The sequence below is a fragment of the Desulfurella multipotens genome, from assembly GCF_900101285.1.
In the GTDB taxonomy this organism is placed as follows: Bacteria; Campylobacterota_A; Desulfurellia; order Desulfurellales; family Desulfurellaceae; genus Desulfurella; species Desulfurella acetivorans.
Genome location: NZ_FMYU01000002.1, coordinates 89,009 through 113,724, shown reverse-complemented (window position 1 = coordinate 113,724; position 24,716 = coordinate 89,009). Strand labels below are relative to the sequence as shown.

Genomic DNA, 24,716 nt, shown 5'->3' with positions numbered 1-24,716 from the left:
GATTCTATCCAAATTTATATGCAACTCCAAAACCACCTCTTGGGTATCTCCAAGTAATATAATCACAGGCTATCCTGCAAGTACCACACTCCACGCATGCATCATAGTTTATAGATAACTTTTGTTCTTCTTCATCATAAGTATAAACACTGGCTGGACACACATATGTACAGGGCCTACCTTGACATTTTTTGCACGCTTCAGGATCACTCACACCTAAATGAGAACCTTCTTCGTCTACATTATAACCTACTAAATATAATTTATCTTCAATTCTCATCCTAATTTCCTCCATAATGTAAACATATCTTTTGCCAAGTTCCAGTAACCAAAATCTTTTTTCAATCTTTCTTTAATAGCTTTAATTTTATCCGGTTTAGAAACACCATCCACATTATAAATATTATACATAGAATCTATAATTAACTGTGGATATTTTGTTAATAGGTATCGTTTTTCTTCAAGAAGATGAGGTAAGTTCCTATACATCTTAAGGTCTTTTAATACAAATGATTCTTCCATTTTTGTTTGATAGGCACTGAGCGATTTAGCACTAAAATCGCCTTTTTCTCTTGCTTCCAGATATGTGCGTGCTGCAAGTTTTCCAGATTCAATTGCAAGGTTTGAACCTTCCCTGTGAACACTGTTAACCAGCATCGCAGCATCGCCTGTTACCATAAATCCATCTGTATAAAGCTTTGGTACAGCGTAATAGCCACCTTCTGGTATCATGTGAGCTAAATACTCTTTTGTTTCTCCACCAGCTATCAATGGCGCAATAGCAGGATGCGTTTTGAATTTTTCAAGCAAATCATTTGGATTTACTTTGTGTTCTATTATATCTTCAATTATAGTTCCAACACCAATGGATACAGAATTTTTATTTGTATATATAAAACCCATCGATTCCATACCTTCAAAATATGGACCTGTGATTTCAATTGTTACACCTTCTGAATCATTTGACACACCAAACCTGTCATTAATTACGTTTTCCGGTAATCCAATAATCTCTTTTACAGCTATTGCAACTTTATTTGGTGTAATTTTTTCTCTTAAACCTAAAGATTTTGCCAAAAATGAATTTACGCCATCTGCCGCTATTACACAATCGCAGTATAAGTCACCATCTGGTCTATCTGTTCTAACACCAACAACTTTACCATTTTCAACAATTGGGTCTTTCACCACAGTTTCATTTATAATTAGAGCACCTGCTTCTTGAACTTTTTGCGCAAACCATTTATCAAATTTTGCCCTAAACACACTAAAACAATTATATGGTTCTTTATTAAATTTTTCACTCCTAATTCCTGTAGAAAATACAGAATCTTCTGAGATTAACCATAATTTTTGTTCTATAATATGCCTTTCAAGTGGCGCTTCTTTGTAAAAATCTGGCATTAAATCATCAAGTGCTTTTCTATAAAAAATTCCACCCATTACATTTTTTGAACCAGGAAATGTACCACGCTCAATAATTGCTACATTAACTTTTGCTTTGGCTAAAACGTACCCTGCAGCCAATCCAGCTGGTCCTGCACCTACTATAACAACATCAAAATCCTTTTTTCTCATATCTACACTCCCTATTTAACCAACTTTTGTTTAAACATTTCTGTCATTTTTGGTAATACTTGTAAACAATCGCCAACTATCCCATATGTAGCCACTTCAAATATCGGCGCTTCTGGATCTGTATTTATTGCTATTATAATATCTGAGGATTTCATGCCAGCAACGTGCTGCACAGCACCAGAAATACCTGCTGCTATATAAATTTTTGGGTGGACAGTCTGACCAGTTTGTCCTACCTGTCTTGATTGTGGTGCCCAACCAGCCTGAACCACTTTTCTTGAAACCGCCCAGGTACCACCAAGAACATTTGCCAGATCTTCGAGCAATTTTAAATTTTCTTTTTTGCCCATACCTTTGCCGCCAGCAACAATTACTTCATAAAAACTCAAATTTACCTTTTCTTCACCTGTTTGGACTTTTTCGATAATTTTCTTTACTATTTTATCTTCTGTAATATCGTATTTCTCTTTTATTATCTCTGGTTTTGTAGGATTTTTTACAGCTTTAAAAACACCTGGTCGCACTGTTGACATTTGGGGTCTGTTATCTGGGCAAAATATTGTTGCCATAAGGTTACCACCAAATGTGGGTCGTGTCATTAAAAGGTTTTTGGTTGAAGGATCAATATCTAAAGCTGTAGTGTCTGCTGTTAAACCTGTTGATAATTTTGTTGCTACAGTACCAGCCAGATCTCTACCAAGTGTAGTGGCTCCCACTAAAGCAACTTCAGGTTTATACTTGTCAATTAAATATACTATTGCATCTCTCCACGGCTCTGTTCTGTACTCTTTCAATGCTGGATTTTCGATTATATAAAACTTTTTTGCTCCATATTCACCAACTTCTTTTGCAAATTGCTCAACTTTATCTCCAACAGTAAATGCACATACTTCGCAACCAAGATCTTTTGCAAGTTCTGCACCTTTGCTTAGCAATTCAAGAGATACTCTCTCAATTTTGCCTTCATTGTGTTCTATAAAAACCCATACATTTTTATATTGTGTTATATCTTGCTTAATCATCTATCCACCCCTTAAACTTTTCCCAACTGCTTAAGCATTGGCTCTATTTTAGCATAAACTGTATTTACAATTTCGTCTAAACTCCCTTCGATCATCTCTCCACGCTCTCTTTTTGGTGGCGTAAATGCCTTTTTAACCTTTGTAGGCGAATTTTTCAAACCGCATTGAGATGCATCTATCGTCGTATTTGAAGAATTAAGCAAAACCACAGGTGTTCTGGCAGCTTTTATAAGGTATGGCAATGGAGCAAACCTTATGTGGTTAAGTGTTTCTTCCGTTGTTATCAAACATGGCATTGGAACTTCAACGGTTTCTGTACCACCTTCAAGCAACCTTACTATTTTCATTTTTCTTGCCTGTGGGTCAACCTCTTTAATTTCAACTGCATATGTAACCAAAGGAACATCAAAGCGTGTTGCTATACCTGGGCCAGTTTGAGCTGTATCTCCATCGATTGCCTGTTTTCCTGCCCAAAATATATCAACCGGACCAACTTCTTGTATCACTTTTTGTGCACCAGCCCATAGTGCATAGCTTGTTGCCAATGTATCGGAACCTGCAAAAACCCTATCACTCAGTAAAAACACATTATCTGCACCCATAGCAAGCGCTTTTTTTAACGCTTCTTCTGCCATTGGAGGGCCCATACACAAAACAGATACACTACCACCAAATTTGTCCTTTATCTGGACTGCTGCTTCAATAGCATGCGTATCAAACGGGTTAATTATAGCTGGTACGCCTTCTCTTATAAGTGTACCGGTTTCATAATCAACCCTAACTTGAGCCGCATCTGGAACTTGCTTAATAAAAACTAATGAATGCACTCAAAACCTCCTTTTTGATTTTGCCATATAGTTATTTTATTTTTATACAAAAATAAAAATATGTCAAGCACAAAGTGGAATATTATCCGATTTTTGTAAACTTTACTCCAATATCGGCTGGTTTTGCAAAATACAACCAGGAAGTAACAATAGAATCAACACCGGTTTTTGCGTATTCTACTACATTGCTGTCGTTAATGCCGCCAGCTACAGCAATTTTTATGGAATTATTAATTTTTCTTAAAGATTCTGTGGCTTGTTTGGTTTTTTCTATATCAAATTTATCAAGTTGTAAAAATTCAATACCAGCTTTTGCCAAATAAATTGCTTCATCAAGATTTTCAACTTCAACACACACCGTTTTATCGTAAGCTTTGCGTTTAATCTCGTCTACTTTGGTAAGTAACTTTTCAAAACCACCCATAAACACGATATGCTCTTTAAAAATCAAAATACTTTCTGATAAACCAAGTCTGTGGACACTTGCTCCACCGCTTAAAATTGCTTTAATTGAAAGTTTTTTTGCAAATGGAAAGGTCTTTCTTGTTGTGGCTACTCTGATACTTGGATTTTGGCTTTTTGCCAATTCTACAAAATTTCTTGTTTTTGTAGCCAAACCACTGGCGTGTTCCATTAAATTGGAACAAATCCTGTAGCAACTCTGTGCATTTTTGAAATTTCCATATGCTGAAAGCAACAATTGACCTTTATTGACAAAACTCCCGGAAGGCACAAGTGTTTCTATCTTTAAATCAAACCTTTTCAATACACTTTTTGCTTCTTCACTTGCACAGACTACCAGATCCTGCCTTGCAATGAACTCTAGTTTACAATCACCATCAATATCTAAAATATCAGTTGTCAAATCGCTGTAGGCTAAATCATCGCTAATTAGTTTGTCTATTTCCTCACACGAAAAATAAATCATTGAAACTCCCAAAATTAAGCTTCAAAACCGTAAGTTTTTAATATTTCTTTTACTTTATTTGATTTCATAAACTCTAAATACTTAAATGCGTCATTTTTATTTTTTGACGATTTAAGTATAACCATTGCCTGGTTTATTGGCAAATATAATTTCTTATCTACAATGCAATAATTACCACTTTTTTCATTTATTACCAATGAAAGTGGCAAAAAAGCCATAGATACACTTTTTGTCTGAGCAAATTGCAACACTTGAAGCGCATCTTTTCCTTGTGCAAACCTTTTTTGAGTCTCGTATAGCAAATGTGAGTTTTCTAAAGCCTGCATTGTTGCCTTGCCATATGGACCAAGCTTTGGGTTAATTATGCCAATATAGCCTTGAAATTTACTTACGTTTTCTAAACAACTTTGTTTGTTTAGTATTTCAAGGTTTGAATATAGGGCAAGCACACCTTTTGCATATACAAAGTATGAGTTTTCTAAAGCAAAACCCTCTTCAATAAGTTTTTTGGGATACATTGTATCTGCCGATATAAAAATATCTGCAGGGTAGCCATTTTTTATCTGTTCAAAAGCTGCCCCAGCGATAATAGGTATTGCTGTAATTTCGATATTTCCATTTTGCTTTTCAAATAACGAATTAATTGTTTTTATGGGTCCTTGCATACTCGGTGTATAGACTATCACAAGCTTTGAAGCAAAACTTACATTACAAAAAAACAAAAAAGCAAAAATAACAAATAAATTATGGCGTAGCATACCCAAATCCTTTAAATATTTCTTTTGCTTGATTTGATTTAATAAAATCTACATACTTTTTAGCCAATTCTTTTTCATTTGAAGATTTTATTACAACCATTGCCTGTTTTATTGGTTTGTATAAATTTTGGTCAACTTCACAATAATGACCTACATTTGATTTAATTACCAAAGCCAATGGTATAAAAGCTATTTGAGCGCTACGCGTTTGAGCAAACTGTTGAGCCTGTGATACATCATTTGCAAAAACTATCTTATGCTTGACTTTATCGTAAATATTGGCAGATTCTAAAGCTTCAATTGAAGCTCTTCCGTAAGGTGCAAGTTTTGGGTTTGCAATTGCAATATGCGATACATTTCCATCAAGACAAGTGTTTATACAATCTTTGTCCAATTTTACATTGCTATTTGTCCAGATTACCAGTTTACCGATAGCATATATGTAATAATCATCGCCAAAACCTTTTTTTACCAGCTCTTGTGGATACTTTGCGTCAGCTGACATAAAAACATCTACAGGGTAACCATTGGTAATCTGCTGATAAGCAGCGCCAGATACAAGTGGTATGGTTACTACTTTAACACCATTATTTAACTTTTCAAACTCTGCATTGATTGGTTTTATTACTTTGTCAAGGTTTGGCGCAATCACAACTTTTAGTTCATTTGCATAAGACATATGAACAAAAAAAATAACAAATAACACAGTAAGTAACTTTTTCATCATACACCTCCTTTTTGATATATAGTATTTTATATAACGTTAATTGTCAAGCAAATATTTTTTAAATATAATATATTAAATTTTAAGCTAACGTAAGACTTGAAAACTAAATAAAACTTTTCAGTCTATCTTTAATAAATTCTTTTGGTATTACACCAGATTTTTTGCCACCTATATCAAAAGTCCTGCAGGCATAATTAACTTCTTTTGGTTTTTGCATTGTATAAATATCAACACCATCAATATATATGGATGGTGATCCCAAAAAATTTACTTCATTAGCTTTTTCAAGTGTTTCCACATCAATTTTTTCAACATTAATACTTAAATTTAATTCTTTTAACGCTTCCATCAAATTGTTATAAGTAGGCTCAGAATTTGGACAACCGCTAAAAAACAAAAATTCTATCTTTTTCATAAGCTCTCCAGTATATTTTTACATGCATGCAAAAAACTCTCAAGACTTTCTTTTAAATTTGTTAAAGATACGATCCAGAGTTTGAGTTCTGCTTTTCCTTTATCTGTTAGCGTGTAGATTTTTTTGTAATTACCTCTACCTTTATCATTAATGTCGCAAGATGAAACAATAAGGTGATCTTTTTCCATAGCGTTTAATGTTTTGTAAATATAGCCAAAGTCACCCACATCTTCATACTTTATACCCATATCCTGGAGTGCTTCTATAATTTTAAAGCCATGCCTGGGTCCTTGAGTTAAAATATACAACATAAATGCCCTCAAAAACCTGGGTGGGCGCTCTGCTGGGTAGTTTTCACACCATCTTTTGATTTTTACTGACGGTTTTGTTTCATTTTCTACATTTTTCATAGCATCATTCTCCTATTAAACGATCAAATTCTTCCTTAGTGATAGGTTTTGATAATAAAAATCCCTGCATGGCATCACAGCCTAATTTTTCTAACATATCAAGTTGCTCTTTATTTTCTATACCTTCTGCTATTGTCTTTATACCTAAATTATGTGATAAATAAATAATTGTTTCAACAATAGATTTTGCTTTTGAATCAAAAAGCATCTTTCTTACAAAAGATATATCTATCTTTATATAATCAAATGGTAGCTCACTCAAATATGACAAAGAAGAGTAACCTGTACCAAAATCATCCAAAGCTAATTTTATATTGTAACTTTTAAGCGAATTCAAAAAAACTTTATAATATGGGAAATCTTCTATAAATGTACGTTCAAGCATTTCAATCACAATCAAAGAAGGGTCAATTGAGTATAAATTTATTATAGAAGCAATTTCATCTATAAATCTTTTTTGTTTAAAACTTATTGGTGAAATGTTTATTGATATAGGTATTTTATTTTTTCTTAAGCTAATACTTTGTGCTATTTCATTTTTTAACCATTCTTCAACATTCAAAATAAGGCCCGTTTCTTCTAAAAAAGGTATAAATTCTAAAGGCGGTATAATTTTATCACCTTTTTTCCATCTCAGCAAACATTCTGCCCCTATGATTTTTTTTGTTTTTGTATCAAAATAAGGCTGATAATATACCAAAAATTCCTTATTAGAAAGTGCTTTTGTTATATTGTACCTAAGTGAGAGTTTTTCTTTTGCACTATCTTCTACTTCCTGTCTGTAAAAACCCAATGCCCCTTCTCCTTTTTCTTTAGCATCGGATACCGCAATTTCTGCTTTTTCCAAAAGTACTTTTGGGTTTTTTGAATCTTTTGGATACAAACTTACACCTGCATTAAAAGAAAGCTTAACTATAGTACCATTTATATTATAATCATCACAGAGAACTTTTATTATGTTTACCATTAAAACTAAACTATCTTCTTCAAATGAAAGATCTTTAAGCAAAACCGCAAATTTATCCGATTCAAGCTTTGCAACTATATCAATTTGCCTTACTATTTTGCCTAACCTTTCTGCTATTTTCTTAAGTAATTCATTGCCAAATTCAAAACCATACGCTTTGTTGATGTTACCAAAATTAATAGGATTTATAATGGCAATTGCTCCGATTTTATTTTCAATTTCTGCACGTTTTATAAATCTTTCAATGTAATCTATAAAAGCCTGACGTTTTGGCAGATTGGTTAAAGCATCAAAATTAGTTAAATAATTGATCTTTTCATAGAGAGTTTTTTCTTTTGATATATCTTTTGCAATACTCACATAGTACTGTATTTGATTATTTTCTATGAACGGTACAATACTAACAAGTGCACTAAAAAATTTTTCATCTTTTGTTTTGTAAGTTATAACATCGGAAAAAATCTTGCCAGAAGTTAATGTTTTATAAAAATTTATTGCAAATTCTTTGCTGTGCGTTTTAGAACTAAAAATAGAATGGTGTTTACCAATGACCTCATCTTTTGTAAAACCTGTAATTTTTTCAACAGCTTCATTTACATATACTAGTCTAAAGTTTCTATCCATAACACCAATTAAATTTTCATTTCTATCTATTGCAAGCATAACAATATCACGCCATCGTTGAGTTTCTATATTGTCCAGCGCATAGTTTATATCCAGTGTAATTTCTTTTAATAATTCGTATATATTTTTGTTGAAAAAGTTTGCTTTGTCAGATAAAGCTACAATAGCACCAATTGATTTATTTTTTTTAATAATAGGTATAGAACAGCATGAGCGCATACCAATTTTTGCAGCTTCAGTATTAAAGGGTCGCAAATCTTTTGTATTTTCATCATTTATTATGTAAACACGTTTATTTTTAACGGATTTAAAAAAGGGAAATCTATGTAGATTAAATTTATCATTATCTTGAGTTTTCAAAATATTGAACTGTTCAGATACAAAATCTAAAAAAACCTGATGGGATGGATTTTCAAAGCTTGAAGCACCTATATAAAAATTGTTGTTTTCATCAGTTAATGCTACATACGCGATTTTAAATTTTGCATACTTGATTAAGATTTCGGTTATTTTATTAAATATTGCTTCTTCTTTTTTTTCATACACAAGCAATTGATTGATTTCGGACAAAGTAGCATATATATTTGACAAATTTTCTATTGTTTGAAGATGCCTTATTTCTTTTGTTATGTCTCTTGAAAGATCAACAAACCGGCTTATTTTGCCATTAACTTTTACAGGAATAATCAAAGAATTAAGATAAAATAGCTCTCCTTTTTTATTTTTATTTACAAAAGTACATGTATAATTCTTTCCATTAAGCAAACTATCCCACATATTTTTATAAAACTTATCGCTGTGATATCCAGATTTAAAAATAGAAGGTTTTTTATTGATTAATTCTTGTAGATCATACCCGGAAATATCACTTACCGCTTTGTTTGCATACTCAATTGTGCCATCAGCAAAAGTAATTAACACCCATTCTGAAGAAGACCATATAGCCTTATCCAGGATGGTTTTGTATTGTTGATCCCTTATTTTCTGGAGCGCAAAACTTATATCAGATTTTATTTCTTCCAATATATCTAAATATTTTTCATTAAATTGGTTAATAATTTTTGAATGTAACAGTAATACATACTCAATACTTTGATTAAACATTATAGGTATTGCGCAAGCTGATAAAATACCGTGTTTTTTAAAGTATTCAATCCAATAATTCATTGATTCATCTAAATTAATATTGGCTACAAGTGTAATCTTGCCTGTTTGTATTGCTTTTGCAACAGTACCTCTACCGTATGGTAAATCCTGGTTTGCTGATATTTTTAAAGCTTTAAAATCTTCTAAAATTGATTCATTTTTAGCATTTAAATATTTTATTATAAAATCTCTATTTTCGTTTATACAACCAACACTTGCAAGCTCAAAATCCAGCTTTTCAACCAAAATTCTGCAAACGCTTTCAAATAACTCTGCTTCATCGTTTACAAAAGTAATTAGTTTATTTATCTCTTTTAGTACAAAATAAAGTTTTTCAATTAATTTTTGATCTGTAATATCAACAAGTGTGCCAAAGGCTACATACTCATTTTTGTATTTAATAGTATTTGCAGATAAATTTACATAAATAATACTTTTGTCTTTTTTTATCATTTTTATTTCGCTATAATTTGAAGAAAATTTCTCTCCACTAAAGCGTCTTTGTAAGATATCGTTTATTTTGTATCTATCTTTTTCTTCATAAAATAAGTCAATGGGGTTAATATTTTTTATTTCATCAAATGTATATCCCAATATATCTAAAGCTCTTTGGTTTACATAAATATAAGAATTTTTACCAAGCATGTAAACACCAACAGGCGATTCATCTGATAATAATCTAAACAAATCAAGTGATTGTTGCAATTGTACTTGCAAATTAAATACATCTGTTAAATTTTCTACAAAACCAATATTTTTATAGGTATTGCCGTCTTTTTCAAGTATATAGACATTGTTTTTTAAATATAAATATGAACCATCTTTTGTAAGAAACCTGTAGGTACAGCTTGTTGATTCATCGGTTTTTAAAGCGGATAATTTTTCTAAAATAGTATGCTTGTCGTCTTCGTGAATTTTGCTAAACCAAAATAATGGATCTGATAGTTCCTCTTTTGTATAGCCCGTTAAGGATTCAACATAAGTATTTTCCAGTAAATCAATGCTTATTATTTCTACATTTTCGCATTTTATACTAACTATTGATTCATAAATAATTATGGGTAACTTTTTAAACAATACATCTTTCATATTTTTGAACTTTTATTACATAACTAAATTTATTATAGCAAATTTATTGAAATGGGCAAATTTTTAAAATTTAGAGTTGCCTTTCAAAATCACCTGATTTGCCACCACTTTTTTTAAGCAGATAAATATCTGTTATTTCAATTGATTTATCTATAGATTTACACATATCGTAAATAGTTAAAGCAGCAATAGAACAGGCACACAAACTTTCCATTTCAACACCCGTTTTTGCTGTTATTTTTGCAGTAGAAATGACTCTTATTGTACAATCTTCGTCGTTTAATTCAAAATCAATGTTTATTTGCTCAATATTTAATGGGTGGCACATCGGTATCAAGTGTGGCGTTTGCTTTGCTCCCATTATGCCTGCTGTACTTGCCACAGACAATACATCTCCTTTTTTAACTGTACCTTCTTTAACTGCAATGTATGCTTGTTTAGATAGTCTAACAATAGCTTGCGCGCTAGCAATTCTAAGCGTTGCCTCTTTGTTTGATACATCTACCATAGTAGGCTTATTTTGCTTATTAAAATGCGTAAATTCCACTTTTTATCCTCCAATATTAGAAAAAGATTGATGGATATTTGTTGTAAGCAATTGATGTTGTTTTGGTTTTTTTGTTATAGACTTTTTTAGTAATTCTTTTATTTGTAATAGATCTTTTTGTTTTAAAACATCTTTAAAATTGATTTTTATATCGTGTCCAAGACACAGTATAAGATTTCCATCAGAAGAAAGTCTAATTCTATTGCAAAAAGCGCAAAAATTGTGAGATAAAGGTGTAATAAAGCCAACGCGTGTATTTTCAATTTCGCAATATTGACTTGGCCCATTTGTTTTATAGCTTGTTTGTCTAAGACTGTGTTTATTTTTAATTATACTTTTTATTTCATCTATGGATACAAAATTTTCTTTAAAATTTTCATTAAAATCCGTTGGCATATATTCTATAAATCTTATCTCGTAATTTCTTGATATAGCAAAATTCAATAAATTTTCTATGCACTCAATATTGTAGGTACGCATAATTACGCTGTTGATTTTCGTATTTGTAAAACCTGCCTTATCAAGTTCATCGAAACCTGACATTACATCGTCTAAATTGCCAAGCCTTGTAACTGATCTAAATTTATCTTTATCAAGCGTATCAAGACTAACCGTAACTCTATTGAGTCCGCTTTCTTTAAGCAATTGTGCATAGTATTTTAGCAAACTACCGTTTGTTGTAAGTGATATATCGCTATAGCCAATATCTTTTAACATCTTGATAAGCCTGTATATGTGCTTTCTAACCAAAGGTTCTCCGCCGGTTAATTTAATTTTTCTAACACCAAGATCATATGCGGCTTTTGCAAACAACACAATTTCTTCATAAGTCAAAATCTCGCTCATATCTTTGAAAGGTACACCTTCAAGCGGCATACAATACACACACCTGTAATTGCATCTGTCTGTAACGGATATCCTTAAGTAATCTATTTTTCTACCAAAAGGATCTATCAACTGTTCCACTTCTTTATCATCTCCAAAAAATGCTCATAATCATTATACAGTACATCCGATATGCTTGTAAAGCCATAAGCACCAATGCCTTTTATGCTATCTATATTGGATAACTTTATGCCACCTATAAGGTATGCTGGCTTTTTGGATAAATCAACCATTTGTTTGGCAAGTTCTGTTCCGATTACCACTGTGTCTTTTGTGCTTGTTTCAAATATTGCCCCAACACCGATATAATCTACAAAATCAACTTCCGGGCTTAAAACTTGCTCTATAGAGTGTGTTGATAAACCAATGATAAAGTTATTAGGCACGATTTTTCTCAAACTTGATGGTGGTATATCATCTTGCCCCACATGAACACCATCTGCGCCAACAATCAAGGCAATATCTACCCTATCATTTACAATCATCAAAACATTGGCCTGTTTTGTAAGACTTCTTATTTGAAAACATTCATTTAGCATTTGCTTGCTTGATAGATTTTTTGCCCTGTATTGAATCATCTGTACGCCAAAATTTAATAGCTTTTTGCATGTGCCTATACTATCTGTTTCAAGCGTTATACCATAGAAACCTTTTGGTAAATCCATAGTGCTACCTCATATAAATTTTTAAATATGTAAGATGCTTTTGTTGTTGATTTATACTTTTTGCCTTCTCCAGTTAATACCAAAATTGGCTCAATATCCGCATTTAAGCCTAGCTCAATATCCGATTCTTTATCACCTATAACATATGAGCCTTCTTTTTTTATATTAAAATCAGCAATTGCTTGATCGATTAAAGCTGTTTTTGGTTTTCTGCAAGCACAATTATCTTCAGGTAAATGCGGGCAATAGTAAAAAGCATCTATCAAATTCGAACAACGTTTGTTTATTATCTCGTGGGTTTTTATTACAAATTCTTCGCTAAAATAACCGCGCGCAATACCTGATTGATTTGTAACTACTATAATTTTATAATGCATCTTGGCAAATAACTCAAGAGCTTTTTTTGTGTAAGGCAAAAGTCTAATATCACTAAAGCGCTTCAAATACCCTGCGTCTTTAATAATTGTACCGTCTCTATCCAAAAAAACTGCTAGGTTTTCCATCTATTGTGCATCCATAAGTATTTTGTTGGCTCTTTTTTTATCCAATCTTCAAATTCTGCGTAAATGCTACACATTATTGTATATACGGCTTGCCTAAATGGCTCATCTTTTGGATATATAGGTTTTTTTATAACTATCTTGTATGTTTTGCCTTCTTCTTTTAAATATGCTGGTAAGATTGGCGTTTTATTTTTGTATGAAAGTATAGCTATGCCTTCTGATGATTTTGCCTTTTTTCCAAAAAAATCCACTTCTAAACCTTTTGAGCCTCCATACTGATCTGCAAGTATTCCAAGTATCTGATTTTTTTTAAGCATATTTAAAAATTCAAAAGTTGAAAGCCTGGATGATACAATATTATTGCCACAAGACTGTCTTAAATTTAAAACAAGCCTGTCAAGAGCCATATTATCAAGTGGTCTTACCATTACATTAATTGATTGCTTTAATACAGCAAAACCACACACAAGCATCTCAAAATTGCCAAAATGGGCAGTTGTAAAAATAACGCCTCTATTATGCGCTAAGGCTTCTTCAAAGTTTTCCAATCCTTCTATTTTAAAATGTTTTTCTATGAATTTTTTATTCCCCAGATATTTAATGTTTATCGCAACCATTTTAGCAAAATAAAGGTAAGTTTTAAAAAGTATATTTTTTGCTTTTGCTCTATCAACACCTAAGGCTAATTCAATATTTTTCAAACCAATTTTTCTTCTGCTTGTCAAAATAAAATACAGCAAAATACTTATAATGCTAAAAAAACAAACTAATATATGATATGGTAAAGCTCTAAATAATCTAAAAATAAATTTCATTTTAAAATAAGCCTTTCATACAAGCTTTCCAATTTATCTATTTTTTTTTCTATCGTCAAATGTTCTGTTGCAAATTTATAAGCATTATTTATCAAATTGCTATCTTTGCCAATATAGGCTTTAATTAAGCCATCTGATAAGCTTTTTTTTGTAGGCTCAACCAAAATTCCTCTGTGGTCTTCGAGTAGTTCTGGTATAGCACCAATATTTGTACCAATAACAGGTACTTTTCTAAAAAATGCTTCTATTATAACATTGGATAGAGCTTCTTTTAAAGATGGCACAACCAGATAATCAAAAGCGCTCATAAAGCGCCCTGCATTTTCAACAAGACCATATATTTTTACTCTGTCTAATATACCAAGCTTTTTGCATTTGTCTAAAAGATTGTGCGTATCTTTACCTATTATTGCAAGTGTGGCATTTAATTTTGAAACAGCAAAAGATTCAAGAAGCAAATCATGGCCTTTGTAGCTTGAATAATTTGCAATAATACCAAATACAAAACCATCTAAACCAAGATATTGCCTTGCAGCTTTTCTATCTATATATTCAAGTGAGTTTTGATCTATGGCGCTATAGATTATATGAATCTTTTTTTTACTTATAAAAATCTTTCTTAGTGAGCGTTCAACTGCCATAGCATTTGCAATATACGCATCAATTTTTGGGTTTAGATATTTGAATAAATTTTGTGGCGTAAAAATAACACCGCGTTGGACAACTAGTTTTTCTTTTTTCTGAAACCCAACAGATTTTAAACCTATTGCATGACCTTTTGGGTGGTGTGTATGAATTATATCAATGTGTTGCTTTTTTAAAAAATCCTTTATGATTTTTGCAGATCTGTTATTATCATCAAAAATTTCTACAATTTCACAATATCCATCAAGATTTTTGTAAACATAAGAATCTTTAATTGTTGCTACAAAAACTCTATGGTTTCTTCTAATGAGCTCTTTAGTATTTAATACAACCTGATTTGCACCACCAGAAAGAGAAAATGCTGGTTCTATTTGCAATATATTCATTTTTTCATTTTCGAAACATGCTCGTGGTGTTTTATAAACTCCACAATGCCTTTGTAGTCATCAATGTGCCTTGTTGGTACACCAAAGTGCCTTTGAGGCTCATCTGTTACAACAAGTATAACATTTTCTATACCACTTTGTACAAGGGGCGTATAGCTAAATTCGCTTCTGTAGACTTCAATTTTTGGTATATCCTCAAGCTTATAGCCTTCTACAAATACATAATCGCAATAATCAAAAAAAGATAAAATCTCTTTGAGCGCTTTTTCTTTATCAACATCTTGAATTAATGCCCATTTATTTTGAGAAGATATAGCAACACAACTTGCCCCAGCCGATTTTAATCTATATGTATCTTTACCCTTGTGGTCTATCTCAAAATCATGCGCATCATGCTTTATAGCTCCTATCAATTTATTTTCTTTTTTAAGCTCAGCTATAATATGCTCTATTAAAGTGGTTTTTCCCGCATTAGAATGTCCAATTACGCCTAACACATAACTCATTTTGAAACCTCCAAAAATCATTATATGAGTTAATAAAGATTAGTCAAACTTTAGCTTTTGCTGTGTTGCTAATGTTAATTACAATGAGATTTTTCTTGCAAATTTGTATTTTTTGTGTATATTACCTTAATCTAAGAGTGACATTTGAGGAGGTTTTAGACAATGTCAAACTTATTGAGCAAAAGCTTTAAAACAGCAGCATTAGCAGTGGTAGTAGCATCAAGCTTAACACTTGCGTCTTGCCAGAAAAAACAGGCAACAAACGCAACTAACACTACAAACACTACCAATGTAACTAATGCAACACACGCAACAGCTGCACCAGCTAATGCAACAAACGCAACAAACGCAACAGCTGCACCAGCTAATGCAACAAACGCAACAAACGCAACAAAATAAGTTGCGTGAAACTTTTTGTGCACAAAAGGTGTCAAGCAGGGCAGCTTTAGGCTGCCTTTTTCTTTTTAATAATAGCTATTGAAAGTAAAATTCCAGTAAAAATTAAATCAAATAAACCAAAAAAGTGTCCAAATTTATCAAAAATAGTTATTTTTTTGTCATCAAATACAATATCAGCCTTTAGTATGCCAAAAGTATAAGGCTTTAAATTTGTTATCATTTTGCCTTGTGGACTAACTATCATACTAAAACCAGTATTAGCACATCGCGCAACATATATATTGTTTTCTACAGCCCTGTAAAAATCATCCCTATAAAACAAATGAAATGTAGGCGTATTGCCAAACCATGCATCATTTGTTATAACTACAAGCAACCTTGCTCCTAAAGTCTTGAAAGTTCTTGCAATATTTTCAAAATCTTCCTCATAGCAAATGATAGCCGCAGTTTTAAGGCCATCAACATCAAATAATGTAAATCTCTTACCATGAGTAAAACTACCAAATTTCGTAACAGTGGGTATAAAGCTTAGATATTTCCTTAGTGGTATAAATTCTGCAAATGGTACAAGCTCGTGTTTATCATAATAGTCGTATTTTCTATTATTAAAAAAAACTGCAGAATTATAATAATTACTGCCCCTTTGGGTTTGGGCGCCAAAAATTATAGGTGTTTTATAATAACCAAGTAGGTTATCAAAATCTTGCGGTTTAAATAAAAATGGATAAGCACTTTCTGGCCAGACTACAAGATCAGCGTTTGTTTTTTTTGTAGCATTTACATAAACATTTAAATTATTAATCAACATAGCATTGTCCCACTTTTGAGATTGTGAAATATTACCCTGAATTAATGCTATGGATTTTTTCATTGAACCATTTTTTGCTGGAAGATTAACAACAAAAAATAAACAAGCAATTACACCTAAAATTATGAGGGCATGCTTTATTTTATTTTTGTACAAATAATATATTGCTACATTAACAAATAAAAGTTTTAACCCCACAAAATAAGAACCAAACCAAGTTGCATCTTTTATAAAAAATGGCATATTGTAAACAAACATACTCACATTTCCAATAGGATCTCCATATAGCACAATGGAACGCAAATATTCGAAAGCTATGTAAAAAACAGGCAAAAGCAAAAAGCTGATATTAAATTTTTTTATTAAATAAAACGGTACTATTGTATATGCCAACTGGTATATACAGACACCAAAATACATAGAAAAAGCTAAAAAAAACGGTACATGATTGTAAACATAAATACCTTTTAATAAACCAATATACAAAAAAAGGAAAAAAGGTAAAAAAGAAATACTGATTATCAAAAAAACATCTAAAAATACTTTTGCGCTTTTTTGTGAATTTAGAGAAATTAAAAGCGGCACAAATGCAAAAAAAGAAATAAAAGAATAATAAAAAGATAGAATAAGCAAAAATGGTGCTAAAATAAAAGCAAAACGCTCTATGTTATTTTTTGACCACATTGAAATTTGTGTCCTGCTAAAAATGCTTCAATTGACATTGCATTCTTACCTTCGGGTTTAATTTGCTCTATACTAATGCTTTTGTTTTTACAAGCTATTATAAGTGAGTTTTTGCTTACTTTCACAACAGTTGCTGGTGTTGCGCTAAGATCGCAAACACTTGCTTTTAATATTTTATAAATTTTTGAATTGTAGTAAAAAAAAGCATCCAGATAACCAGCAAAAGCTTTTACCTTTCTAACTGCAAAACAGGCGTCATCAGTTTCAAAATTTATTAAAGCATCATTTTTGTTAAATTTTTTAGTGTATGATATATTGCCTTTTTGGGGTTTTGGTTTTAATAAACCATCTTTATAAAACTCAATAGCGCAAATAATCATCTGGCTTGCCAGGTAAGAAATTCTATTTGACAGTGTAATATTATTGTCGTCTGGTGTTATTTCAATAATCTTTTGCATTAAACAATCACCTGCATCCAGATCTTTGGTAAGCTTTATTATGCTTATGCCTGTGTATAAATCACCGTTTAAGAGCGCGCTTATGATTGGAGAAGCACCCCTGTATTTTGGTAATATGCTTGGATGTATATTCAAAATGCCGTATTTAAAAGCATCAATGACATTTTGAGGTATTATTTTGCCATAAGAAAACAATATACCCATCTGGCAGTCTTTTATCTGGCTTAAAAAATTATCATCAAACTTTTCTGGTTGAAAAAAATTAAGACCGAGCTCAATTGCCTGTTTTTTGATAGGGCTTTCAATTAGAATTTTGTTACGTTTGCCTTTTTTATCTTTTGTTGTAATAACTGCTTTTACGGAAAAATGCTCATTTATACTTTTTAACGTTTCAATGCCAATATCGCTTGTACCAAAAAAAGCTATATTCATTTATTTTCTTTTAAAAATTTTTTAAATCTTAATTTTTCAACAAAATTAATCCTGTCAACAAACAAAATGCCATTTAAGTGATCTATCTCATGTTGAATAACAACCGACAAAAAATTATCGAACTCAACTTCTTGCACCTGTTCTTTTAAATCAAGGTATTGAACTTTTATATATCGCCTGCGATCGTTTACTTTTCCGTAAAAACCAGGAACACTCAAACAACCTTCATCATGTTCTTCATAAAAACTCTCATATGAAACAATTTTAGGGTTAACCATTGCTATTATGTTACTATTTGCACCAATTGCCCTTTCATCCACTATAATTATTCTTTTTTTTATACCTATTTGAGGTGCTGCAAGACCGATACCATTGTTTTTTAACATGATCCGGCCCATAGAATCAATAAGCTCTAAAATACTATCATCAATCTTGTCAACTGCACTTGAAACTTTTTTTAGCTCTTTATCTGGATAAGTTAATATTTTATAGTCCATAAAACTGTCTCCTTTTTTTAAATTATACTTTTTTGTCTATCTAAGTCAAGAAAACATTTTTAAATAAATAATATATAACAGTTGACTGATATTTAAATTTATGGTATATTTAATTTGACGTTTACGTAAAAAGAGGAGGAACAGAATGTTTGAAACACAATTTACAAAAGATTTTAATGTAGAATACCCTATTATGCAAGGTGGCATGATGTGGATTTCAAAAAAAGAACTTGTTAGCGCTGTATCAAATGCTGGAGGTTTGGGTATACTTTCTGCCCTTAGTTTTGAAACTCCAGAGCTACTTGCAAATGAAATTGAACAAACAAAAAAATTAACCACACGGCCTTTTGGTGTAAATCTTACATTTTTACCCACACTAAAGCCAGTAAATTACGATGCCTACATTGATGCTATAGTCCAAAGTGGTGTAAAAATAGTAGAAACTGCTGGCAGAAACCCTGCTGATTATATTGAAAAATTAAAAAACAATAATGTAAAAATTATACACAAATGTACATCAATTAGACATGCTATAAAAGCACAAAATATAGGCTGTGACTATGTCAGTATTGATGGATTTGAGTGTGCGGGTCACCCTGGTGAAGATGATGTAACTTCTTTAATCTTAATACCAAGAGCAAAAGATGAACTTAATATTCCTATTATAGCTTCAGGCGGTTTTGGCGACGCAAGAGGATTTGTTGCTGCATTATCACTAGGCGCTTGTGCAGTAAACATGGGTACAAGATTTATGATGACTAAAGAAGCACCTGTGCATGAAAACATTAAACAAGCATTACTTAACGCAAAAGAAACCGATACGGTTTTGGTAGAACGTAGTTTAAAAAATACACTGAGAGCTTTCAAAAATAAACACGCTTTAAAAGTTTTAGAATTAGAAAACAATAAAGCTACACTAGAAGAATTAGCTCCATATCTAAGCGGACTAAATGGTAAAAAAATGTTAGAAGAAGGTTCAATTGACAATGCTTTACTTGCATGTGGCCAGGTAATTGGGTTAATAAATGATATACCAACTACAACAGAAGTTATAGTGAATATAATTAACCAGGCAAAGCAAATTATCGAGCAACAAGCCAGACTTATTTAGCCTGGCTTTTTTATCCCTTCATATATGACTTCTATTGGGTGCATAACTTTGGTATCTAAGTTTTCTTTTATTAAAACATCACTAAGCTGCATAGCACACCCAGGACATGGAGTAAAGAGTTTCTTAAAACCTTTTTCTTTAATTTCCTGGGTTTTTGATTTCGGGATTTCACCTGAATCTTTATAATATTTTATGTTAAATGTTCCGCCAAAGCCACAACAACTTTGATTTTCTAAACTTGAAAAGTCTTTTGCTATATTTTTGCTCATAAATTCTTTTAGCATATTGTCTTTTTCTCTTTCATAATGGCATGGTATGTGAAGTGTGGATTTTTCTTCTTCTTGAGGTTCTATGTCTATAGAAAGCACTTCTTTTAAAAACACAACTATATCCATCATAGGAACTTTTGCTTTTCTTTTGGTAATTTTTTGCCCCATATCATTTAAACCATACTGACATGTAGGACAGGCTGTTATTATGTAGCTTGCGTCTTCAATTGAGTCAAACCAATCTAGGTTTTTGTTTACCATCTGTTTGTATAGATCAAGATCTCCCATAGTGGCAGCAGGTATACCACAACATTTATTTGTTTTTGGTACATAAACACTTACACCGTAATAATTCAATACCTCTACTATAGCTTCTCCCCAGTTGGTATAAATGTATGTTATTGCGCACCCTGGATAGAATATTACACGCATTTTTTCTTCTTTTGCTTTATTCAATCCACCATATTTGGAAGTAAAAGGTCTTGATTTTATAGATACTATGTTTCTTTGCGAAAACTCTTTAAATAAGGGCTTGAACACATCTTCTTTAACCTGTTTTGAGCCAAATTTCAAACCAATGTGCATCAAAGGTGCTGTTTTTGCTACAAGAGTAGGTTTCTGCATGATAATTTTAAGCACAGCTTTCTGCCAGTTTGGGAGTTCTTTTATTTTTCGCAATATTGATTTTGCCCTTAAAAATATTTCATCTGTAGATACACCGCTTGGGCAGTACTGTTTGCACCTTGTGCACATTACACAGTAATCTAGATGTTTAAATATCCTTTGTGCTTCTTCTATACGCCCTTCATATATCGCTTCAATTAAGGCAAGCTTGCCTCTTGCTACGGAAGTTTCAATTAAATCTTTATCGTATATGGGACAAACTGATTGGCATGTACCACACTTTGAACATTGCATTATCAAAGGCTCTAGCTCTTTTAGTTCTTTTACTATTTCATCTACTTTATTATCCTTCATAACACGCCTTCTTATAAACTCATTTTGTGAGGATTTAAAATATTTCCTGGGTCAAGCCCAAATTTTAGCTTTTTCATAAAAGCAATTGTGCTTTGTCCCACTTCGCTTTCCAAATACTTTGCCTTGGCTATGCCAATACCGTGTTCACCGCTTAGTGTACCTTCGAGCTTAAGGGTTATTTCAAAGATTTCATCTATGGCTTTTTCTACCCTTTTCATTTCTTCTTTATTGCGCTTATCCGTTAGGATTGTTGGGTGAAGGTTGCCATCACCTGCATGACCAAATGTACCAATAAGCAAATTATACTTTTTGGCTATCTCGCTAATTGCCTGCATCATAGCTGGTACTTTGCTTCTTGGTACCGTTGCATCTTCCAGTATCAATGTAGGATTAAGCCTTGCAAGAGAACTTAGCGCATCACGCCTTGCCTGCCATAAGCTGTCGCGCTCTAAGTCATCCTTTGCTATATAAATCTGGCCGCCTAAAGATTTGCATATATCTGCTACCTTTTTGTACTCATCTTCTACTGCAGCTTCATGTCCGTCTACTTCTATTAAAAGTATTGCTTGAGCGCTTGTTGGAAGGCCCAGGTGGTGGTATTTTTCTACTGTTTGTATGGTAAAGTTGTCCAATATTTCAAGCGTTGCAGGTACAATCTTTGAACTTATAATATCTGAGACAGTTTGAGAAGCTTTTATTAAATCATCGTAAACAACAAGCAGCGTTTTTCTTGATTGAGGTGGCGGTACAAGCTTTAGTATAAACTCAACCATTACACCAAGCGTACCTTCACTGGAAAGCATCAAACCAGGTAGATTGTAGCCTGTTACAAGTTTTACAGGTTTTCCGCCACCTTTTATTAAATTGCCTTCATTATCAAAAAACTTTACACCCATTAAATAGTGGCTTGTTACACCATACTTTAGAGCTCTTAGACCCCCTGAGTTTTCTGCTACATTTCCTCCAAGTGTGGATACCTTTAAGCTTGCAGGGTCTGGCGGATAGAGCAGGCCTTTTTTGGCTACAGCGTCTGCAAGCTTTTGCGTTACTACACCTGCTTGAACTATAGCGTATAAATCATCTGTGTTTATATCAAGTATTTTATTAAAGCCAGTCATTAACATTACACAACCACCACTAACAGGCAATGTCCCTCCGCTTAAGTTTGTGCCACTGCCCCTTACAATCAAAGGTATAGAGTTTTCATTGCAAAGTTTTATAATCTGGCCTATTTGTTCATAATCATTGGGCTTAACCACAATATCGGGCGCTTTTGGCTCTTCTGGAAAAGCATCATAACTGTAGGCCATCGTATCTTCTATTTCACTAAAACAGTTTTGTTTGCCAACAATACGCTCAAACTCTTCAATCAAAACTTTCTGCATAGGCTAGCCCTCCTAAAACCAACTAATAAAAAAACCAAAGGCTTAGACTATTATAGCCTAAGCCGATAAAATTAATATTGTTTTGCGCCTTGAGTTGCTTCTTTTGGCAACAGAGCAAGCAAGATAACAGAAATCAACAAAGACACGCCTACAGTTGCTAATCCATAATAAACATTGCCAGTATGAGATTTTATAAAACCTATTATGTAAGGTGCAAAAAATCCACCTAAATTTCCTATAGAATTTATTACTGCAATCCCAGCTGCAGCTGCTGCTCCTGATAAAAACTTGTTTGGCAGTGCCCAAAATGGTCCAAACGCAGCATATGCTCCAGCCGTAACTATTGATAAGACAATTATTGAGGTAGCAGGTGTTTTTATAAATAACATTGCAAAAATTGCTATAGAACTTACGAGCAAAGGAATTTGAGTATGATAGCGCCACTCTGCTTTTTTATCCGCTGATGAGCCATTAACAACCATCATTATAGCTGCAAATAAAAATGGTATCATAGCTAAAAACCCAACTGTCTGAGCACTATAAGACTTTGACAAACCTTTTATGATTTGTGGCAACCAGAAACTTATTGAATATAATCCCATAATCAGTCCAAAAAAATAAATAAAAGCAAGCAACCACACACGTCCATTTTTCATAGCTTCGCCCACTGTCATTTTTTGTTGTTTGGCTTTTTCTGCTTGCTCTTGAGCTATCTCATTTGTCAGCCAATCTCTTTCTTGTTGAGTTAAAAATTTTGCCTCAGATGGTTTGTTTGGCAAAATAAAGAAAGTTAATATGCCAAATATAACAGCTGGTGCTCCTTCTAATATGAATAGCCATCTCCAGCTTTCAAGCCCAGCCCAATGGACATGATCCAATATGATACCTGATATAGGAGAGCCAATAACACTGGAAAACGCCAAAGCAGTCATAAATAGAGCCACAGCCTGTGCAAGCTCACGCTGTGGGAACCAGTATGTTAAAAACAAAATAACACCAGGAAAAAATCCAGCTTCTGCAAGACCCAATAAAAATCTAGCAATATACAGATGCACTGGTGAATTTACAAAACCAGTTAAAGTAGCAACAAAACCCCAAATTACCAAAATTAATGATATCCAAACCCTTGCGCCAATTTTGTGTAACATTAAATTGCTTGGCACCTGAAATATCAGATAACCTATAAAAAAAATACCAGCAGCAAAACCGAATTGTTCAGCGCTTAATCCAAGATCCTTGTTCATTTTTAAAGCGGCAAAACCTAAATTAACTCTGTCTAAAAAATTAATAACATACAACAAAAACATGTACGGTATTAAAAACCGTTTTACCTTTGAAATAGCACTTTTTGCAACGGCTTCGGCCATACACACCTCCTAAAAATTGGTCTAATAATCAGACCATTGTCTAAAATTATAGTATTTTTTTATTAAATGTCAACTGAATTTTTAAATTATTAACTCATATATTGATCTTATAATTTATGAAAGTTAAAATAAAAACAGAAATAAATTATCATTAAATGTTTTGCTTGTTAAATTTGTCAAGGTAATTTTTAAATTCTTGGTCTATAAAAGAAAGGTGTTTTGACATACTTTGTTTTGCAAGAAAAGGATCATTTTGTAAAATTGCATCTAACACAGCTTTATGTTCAAGTAGCAACTCTCTTTTTGATAAGCCTTTTATTTTTGTGACGTATTCTCTGCCTACTTTTACAGTATCCTTTAGCAGGTTAAAAATCGACATCATCATATGGTAAAGTACAGTGTTTTTTGAAGCTCTAATGATAGATAAATGAAACTCTGCATCTTCGTATTCACCAGAATTTGATTTATTGCTTATTTTTTCTAATTCTAAATAAGCTTCGCTAACACATTTTTTTGACTCTTCATCGGCATTTTTTGCTGCCATCTCAACTGCCCAAACTTCAAGTGTTTTTCTAATTTCCATAAGCTCCCAGGTTAACCTTGGGTCTTTAACAAGTAAATTGTCAATACCCTTTAGTATATCTTCGCCAACAGATTTTACAAATGTGCCATCACCCTGAATACTTTCAATCAAACCTTTTGCTTCTAAAATATTTAACGCTTCTCTAACAGAACTTCTGCTTACTTCAAACATCTTAGCCAAATCACGTTCTGAAGGTAATTTTTCATTAGGTTTTAAAATACCATCTTTTATATAAAGCTCTATTTGATCCACGATTTCTTCTGAGATTTTTTTTTGTCTAATTGGTTTGAAAATCATACCAT

Annotated in this window: 26 protein-coding genes; 2 read left to right on the top strand and 24 right to left on the bottom strand. The window is 32.4% G+C overall.

Annotated features, from left to right (window positions below; translation table 11 throughout):
* Positions 1–4 precede the first annotated feature (4 nt).
* From BLQ93_RS01810 to mobB, 17 genes are all read right to left on the bottom strand, one after another.
* On the bottom strand, positions 5–280 hold the full coding sequence (locus BLQ93_RS01810; protein WP_025392642.1) for a ferredoxin family protein: 276 nt from the start codon (positions 278–280) through the stop codon (positions 5–7).
* Entirely contained in the window at positions 277–1,578 is a 1,302-nt protein-coding gene (locus BLQ93_RS01805) for an FAD-dependent oxidoreductase (protein ID WP_092127777.1), read from the bottom strand. The genes BLQ93_RS01810 and BLQ93_RS01805 overlap by 4 nt, the downstream gene beginning before the upstream one ends.
* Before the next feature lie 11 nt (positions 1,579–1,589).
* Positions 1,590–2,600: an electron transfer flavoprotein subunit alpha/FixB family protein gene (locus tag BLQ93_RS01800; RefSeq protein WP_092127775.1), complete on the bottom strand. Its 1,011-nt coding sequence runs from the start codon at positions 2,598–2,600 to the stop codon at positions 1,590–1,592.
* A gap of 11 nt (positions 2,601–2,611) precedes the next feature.
* On the bottom strand, positions 2,612–3,427 hold the full coding sequence (locus BLQ93_RS01795) for an electron transfer flavoprotein subunit beta/FixA family protein (RefSeq protein ID WP_092127773.1): 816 nt from the start codon (positions 3,425–3,427) through the stop codon (positions 2,612–2,614).
* Between the two features lie 82 nt (positions 3,428–3,509).
* A complete protein-coding gene (modD, locus tag BLQ93_RS01790) occupies positions 3,510–4,355 on the bottom strand; it encodes a ModD protein (protein ID WP_092127771.1) in 846 nt (281 codons plus the stop codon).
* 14 nt (positions 4,356–4,369) lie between these two features.
* Complete coding sequence (gene modA / locus BLQ93_RS01785; RefSeq protein WP_092127769.1) at positions 4,370–5,113, bottom strand: molybdate ABC transporter substrate-binding protein; 744 nt, start codon at positions 5,111–5,113, stop codon at positions 4,370–4,372.
* Positions 5,100–5,837 carry a molybdate ABC transporter substrate-binding protein gene (modA, locus tag BLQ93_RS01780; protein ID WP_159427468.1) on the bottom strand — a complete coding sequence of 246 codons (738 nt, stop codon included), beginning with the start codon at positions 5,835–5,837 and terminating at the stop codon, positions 5,100–5,102. The genes modA (BLQ93_RS01785) and modA (BLQ93_RS01780) overlap by 14 nt, the downstream gene beginning before the upstream one ends.
* 106 nt (positions 5,838–5,943) lie before the next feature.
* Positions 5,944–6,255: a DF family (seleno)protein gene (locus tag BLQ93_RS01775; protein ID WP_092127765.1), complete on the bottom strand. Its 312-nt coding sequence runs from the start codon at positions 6,253–6,255 to the stop codon at positions 5,944–5,946.
* Entirely contained in the window at positions 6,252–6,665 is a 414-nt protein-coding gene (locus tag BLQ93_RS01770) for a PadR family transcriptional regulator (protein WP_092127763.1), read from the bottom strand. The genes BLQ93_RS01775 and BLQ93_RS01770 overlap by 4 nt, the downstream gene beginning before the upstream one ends.
* Before the next feature lie 4 nt (positions 6,666–6,669).
* Complete coding sequence (locus tag BLQ93_RS01765; protein ID WP_092127761.1) at positions 6,670–10,491, bottom strand: EAL domain-containing protein; 3,822 nt, start codon at positions 10,489–10,491, stop codon at positions 6,670–6,672.
* Positions 10,492–10,561: 70 nt separating this feature from the next.
* Positions 10,562–11,038, bottom strand: coding sequence for a cyclic pyranopterin monophosphate synthase MoaC (gene moaC / locus BLQ93_RS01760; protein ID WP_025392651.1), 477 nt, complete (start codon positions 11,036–11,038; stop codon positions 10,562–10,564).
* A gap of 3 nt (positions 11,039–11,041) precedes the next feature.
* Complete coding sequence (gene moaA / locus BLQ93_RS01755) at positions 11,042–12,004, bottom strand: GTP 3',8-cyclase MoaA (protein ID WP_092127759.1); 963 nt, start codon at positions 12,002–12,004, stop codon at positions 11,042–11,044.
* Positions 11,992–12,588, bottom strand: a complete 597-nt coding sequence (gene thiE / locus BLQ93_RS01750; protein ID WP_092127757.1) for a thiamine phosphate synthase — start codon at positions 12,586–12,588, stop codon at positions 11,992–11,994. Before thiE ends, moaA begins: the two co-directional genes overlap by 13 nt.
* The gene (locus BLQ93_RS01745) at positions 12,558–13,091 is read right to left on the bottom strand and encodes a D-glycero-alpha-D-manno-heptose-1,7-bisphosphate 7-phosphatase (RefSeq protein ID WP_092127755.1); all 534 of its coding nucleotides are present in this window, start codon (positions 13,089–13,091) and stop codon (positions 12,558–12,560) included. The genes thiE and BLQ93_RS01745 overlap by 31 nt, the downstream gene beginning before the upstream one ends.
* A complete protein-coding gene (locus BLQ93_RS01740) occupies positions 13,079–13,906 on the bottom strand; it encodes a lysophospholipid acyltransferase family protein (RefSeq protein ID WP_092127753.1) in 828 nt (275 codons plus the stop codon). The genes BLQ93_RS01745 and BLQ93_RS01740 overlap by 13 nt, the downstream gene beginning before the upstream one ends.
* Positions 13,903–14,937, bottom strand: coding sequence for a glycosyltransferase (locus tag BLQ93_RS01735; protein WP_092127752.1), 1,035 nt, complete (start codon positions 14,935–14,937; stop codon positions 13,903–13,905). Before BLQ93_RS01735 ends, BLQ93_RS01740 begins: the two co-directional genes overlap by 4 nt.
* The gene (gene mobB, locus BLQ93_RS01730) at positions 14,934–15,443 is read right to left on the bottom strand and encodes a molybdopterin-guanine dinucleotide biosynthesis protein B (protein WP_159427467.1); all 510 of its coding nucleotides are present in this window, start codon (positions 15,441–15,443) and stop codon (positions 14,934–14,936) included. The genes BLQ93_RS01735 and mobB overlap by 4 nt, the downstream gene beginning before the upstream one ends.
* A 162-nt stretch (positions 15,444–15,605) precedes the next feature.
* On the opposite strand from mobB, the gene BLQ93_RS01725 reads away from it, so the two are divergent.
* Positions 15,606–15,842: a hypothetical protein gene (locus BLQ93_RS01725; protein WP_092127748.1), complete on the top strand. Its 237-nt coding sequence runs from the start codon at positions 15,606–15,608 to the stop codon at positions 15,840–15,842.
* Positions 15,843–15,888: 46 nt separating this feature from the next.
* Here the strand turns inward: BLQ93_RS01725 and lnt are convergent, their stop codons facing one another.
* Genes lnt through def form a run of 3 tightly spaced genes read right to left on the bottom strand, consistent with a single transcriptional unit; the run spans position 15,889 to position 18,721 of the window.
* Positions 15,889–17,334, bottom strand: coding sequence for an apolipoprotein N-acyltransferase (lnt, locus tag BLQ93_RS01720; protein ID WP_092127746.1), 1,446 nt, complete (start codon positions 17,332–17,334; stop codon positions 15,889–15,891).
* The gene (fmt, locus tag BLQ93_RS01715; protein ID WP_092127744.1) at positions 17,313–18,224 is read right to left on the bottom strand and encodes a methionyl-tRNA formyltransferase; all 912 of its coding nucleotides are present in this window, start codon (positions 18,222–18,224) and stop codon (positions 17,313–17,315) included. The genes lnt and fmt overlap by 22 nt, the downstream gene beginning before the upstream one ends.
* Entirely contained in the window at positions 18,221–18,721 is a 501-nt protein-coding gene (gene def, locus BLQ93_RS01710; RefSeq protein ID WP_025392661.1) for a peptide deformylase, read from the bottom strand. The genes fmt and def overlap by 4 nt, the downstream gene beginning before the upstream one ends.
* 145 nt (positions 18,722–18,866) lie before the next feature.
* On the opposite strand from def, the gene BLQ93_RS01705 reads away from it, so the two are divergent.
* Positions 18,867–19,832 carry an NAD(P)H-dependent flavin oxidoreductase gene (locus tag BLQ93_RS01705; protein ID WP_092127742.1) on the top strand — a complete coding sequence of 322 codons (966 nt, stop codon included), beginning with the start codon at positions 18,867–18,869 and terminating at the stop codon, positions 19,830–19,832.
* On the opposite strand, the gene BLQ93_RS01700 is transcribed toward BLQ93_RS01705, so the two are convergent.
* From BLQ93_RS01700 to BLQ93_RS01685, 4 genes are all read right to left on the bottom strand, one after another.
* A complete protein-coding gene (locus BLQ93_RS01700) occupies positions 19,829–21,079 on the bottom strand; it encodes a (Fe-S)-binding protein (protein WP_092127741.1) in 1,251 nt (416 codons plus the stop codon). The genes BLQ93_RS01705 and BLQ93_RS01700 overlap by 4 nt on opposite strands.
* Before the next feature lie 11 nt (positions 21,080–21,090).
* Positions 21,091–22,464 carry an FAD-binding oxidoreductase gene (locus BLQ93_RS01695; RefSeq protein ID WP_025392664.1) on the bottom strand — a complete coding sequence of 458 codons (1,374 nt, stop codon included), beginning with the start codon at positions 22,462–22,464 and terminating at the stop codon, positions 21,091–21,093.
* Positions 22,465–22,535: 71 nt separating this feature from the next.
* The gene (locus BLQ93_RS01690; RefSeq protein ID WP_092127739.1) at positions 22,536–23,831 is read right to left on the bottom strand and encodes an MFS transporter; all 1,296 of its coding nucleotides are present in this window, start codon (positions 23,829–23,831) and stop codon (positions 22,536–22,538) included.
* Positions 23,832–23,982: 151 nt separating this feature from the next.
* A complete protein-coding gene (locus BLQ93_RS01685; protein ID WP_025392666.1) occupies positions 23,983–24,711 on the bottom strand; it encodes a FadR/GntR family transcriptional regulator in 729 nt (242 codons plus the stop codon).
* Positions 24,712–24,716: the final 5 nt, after the last annotated feature.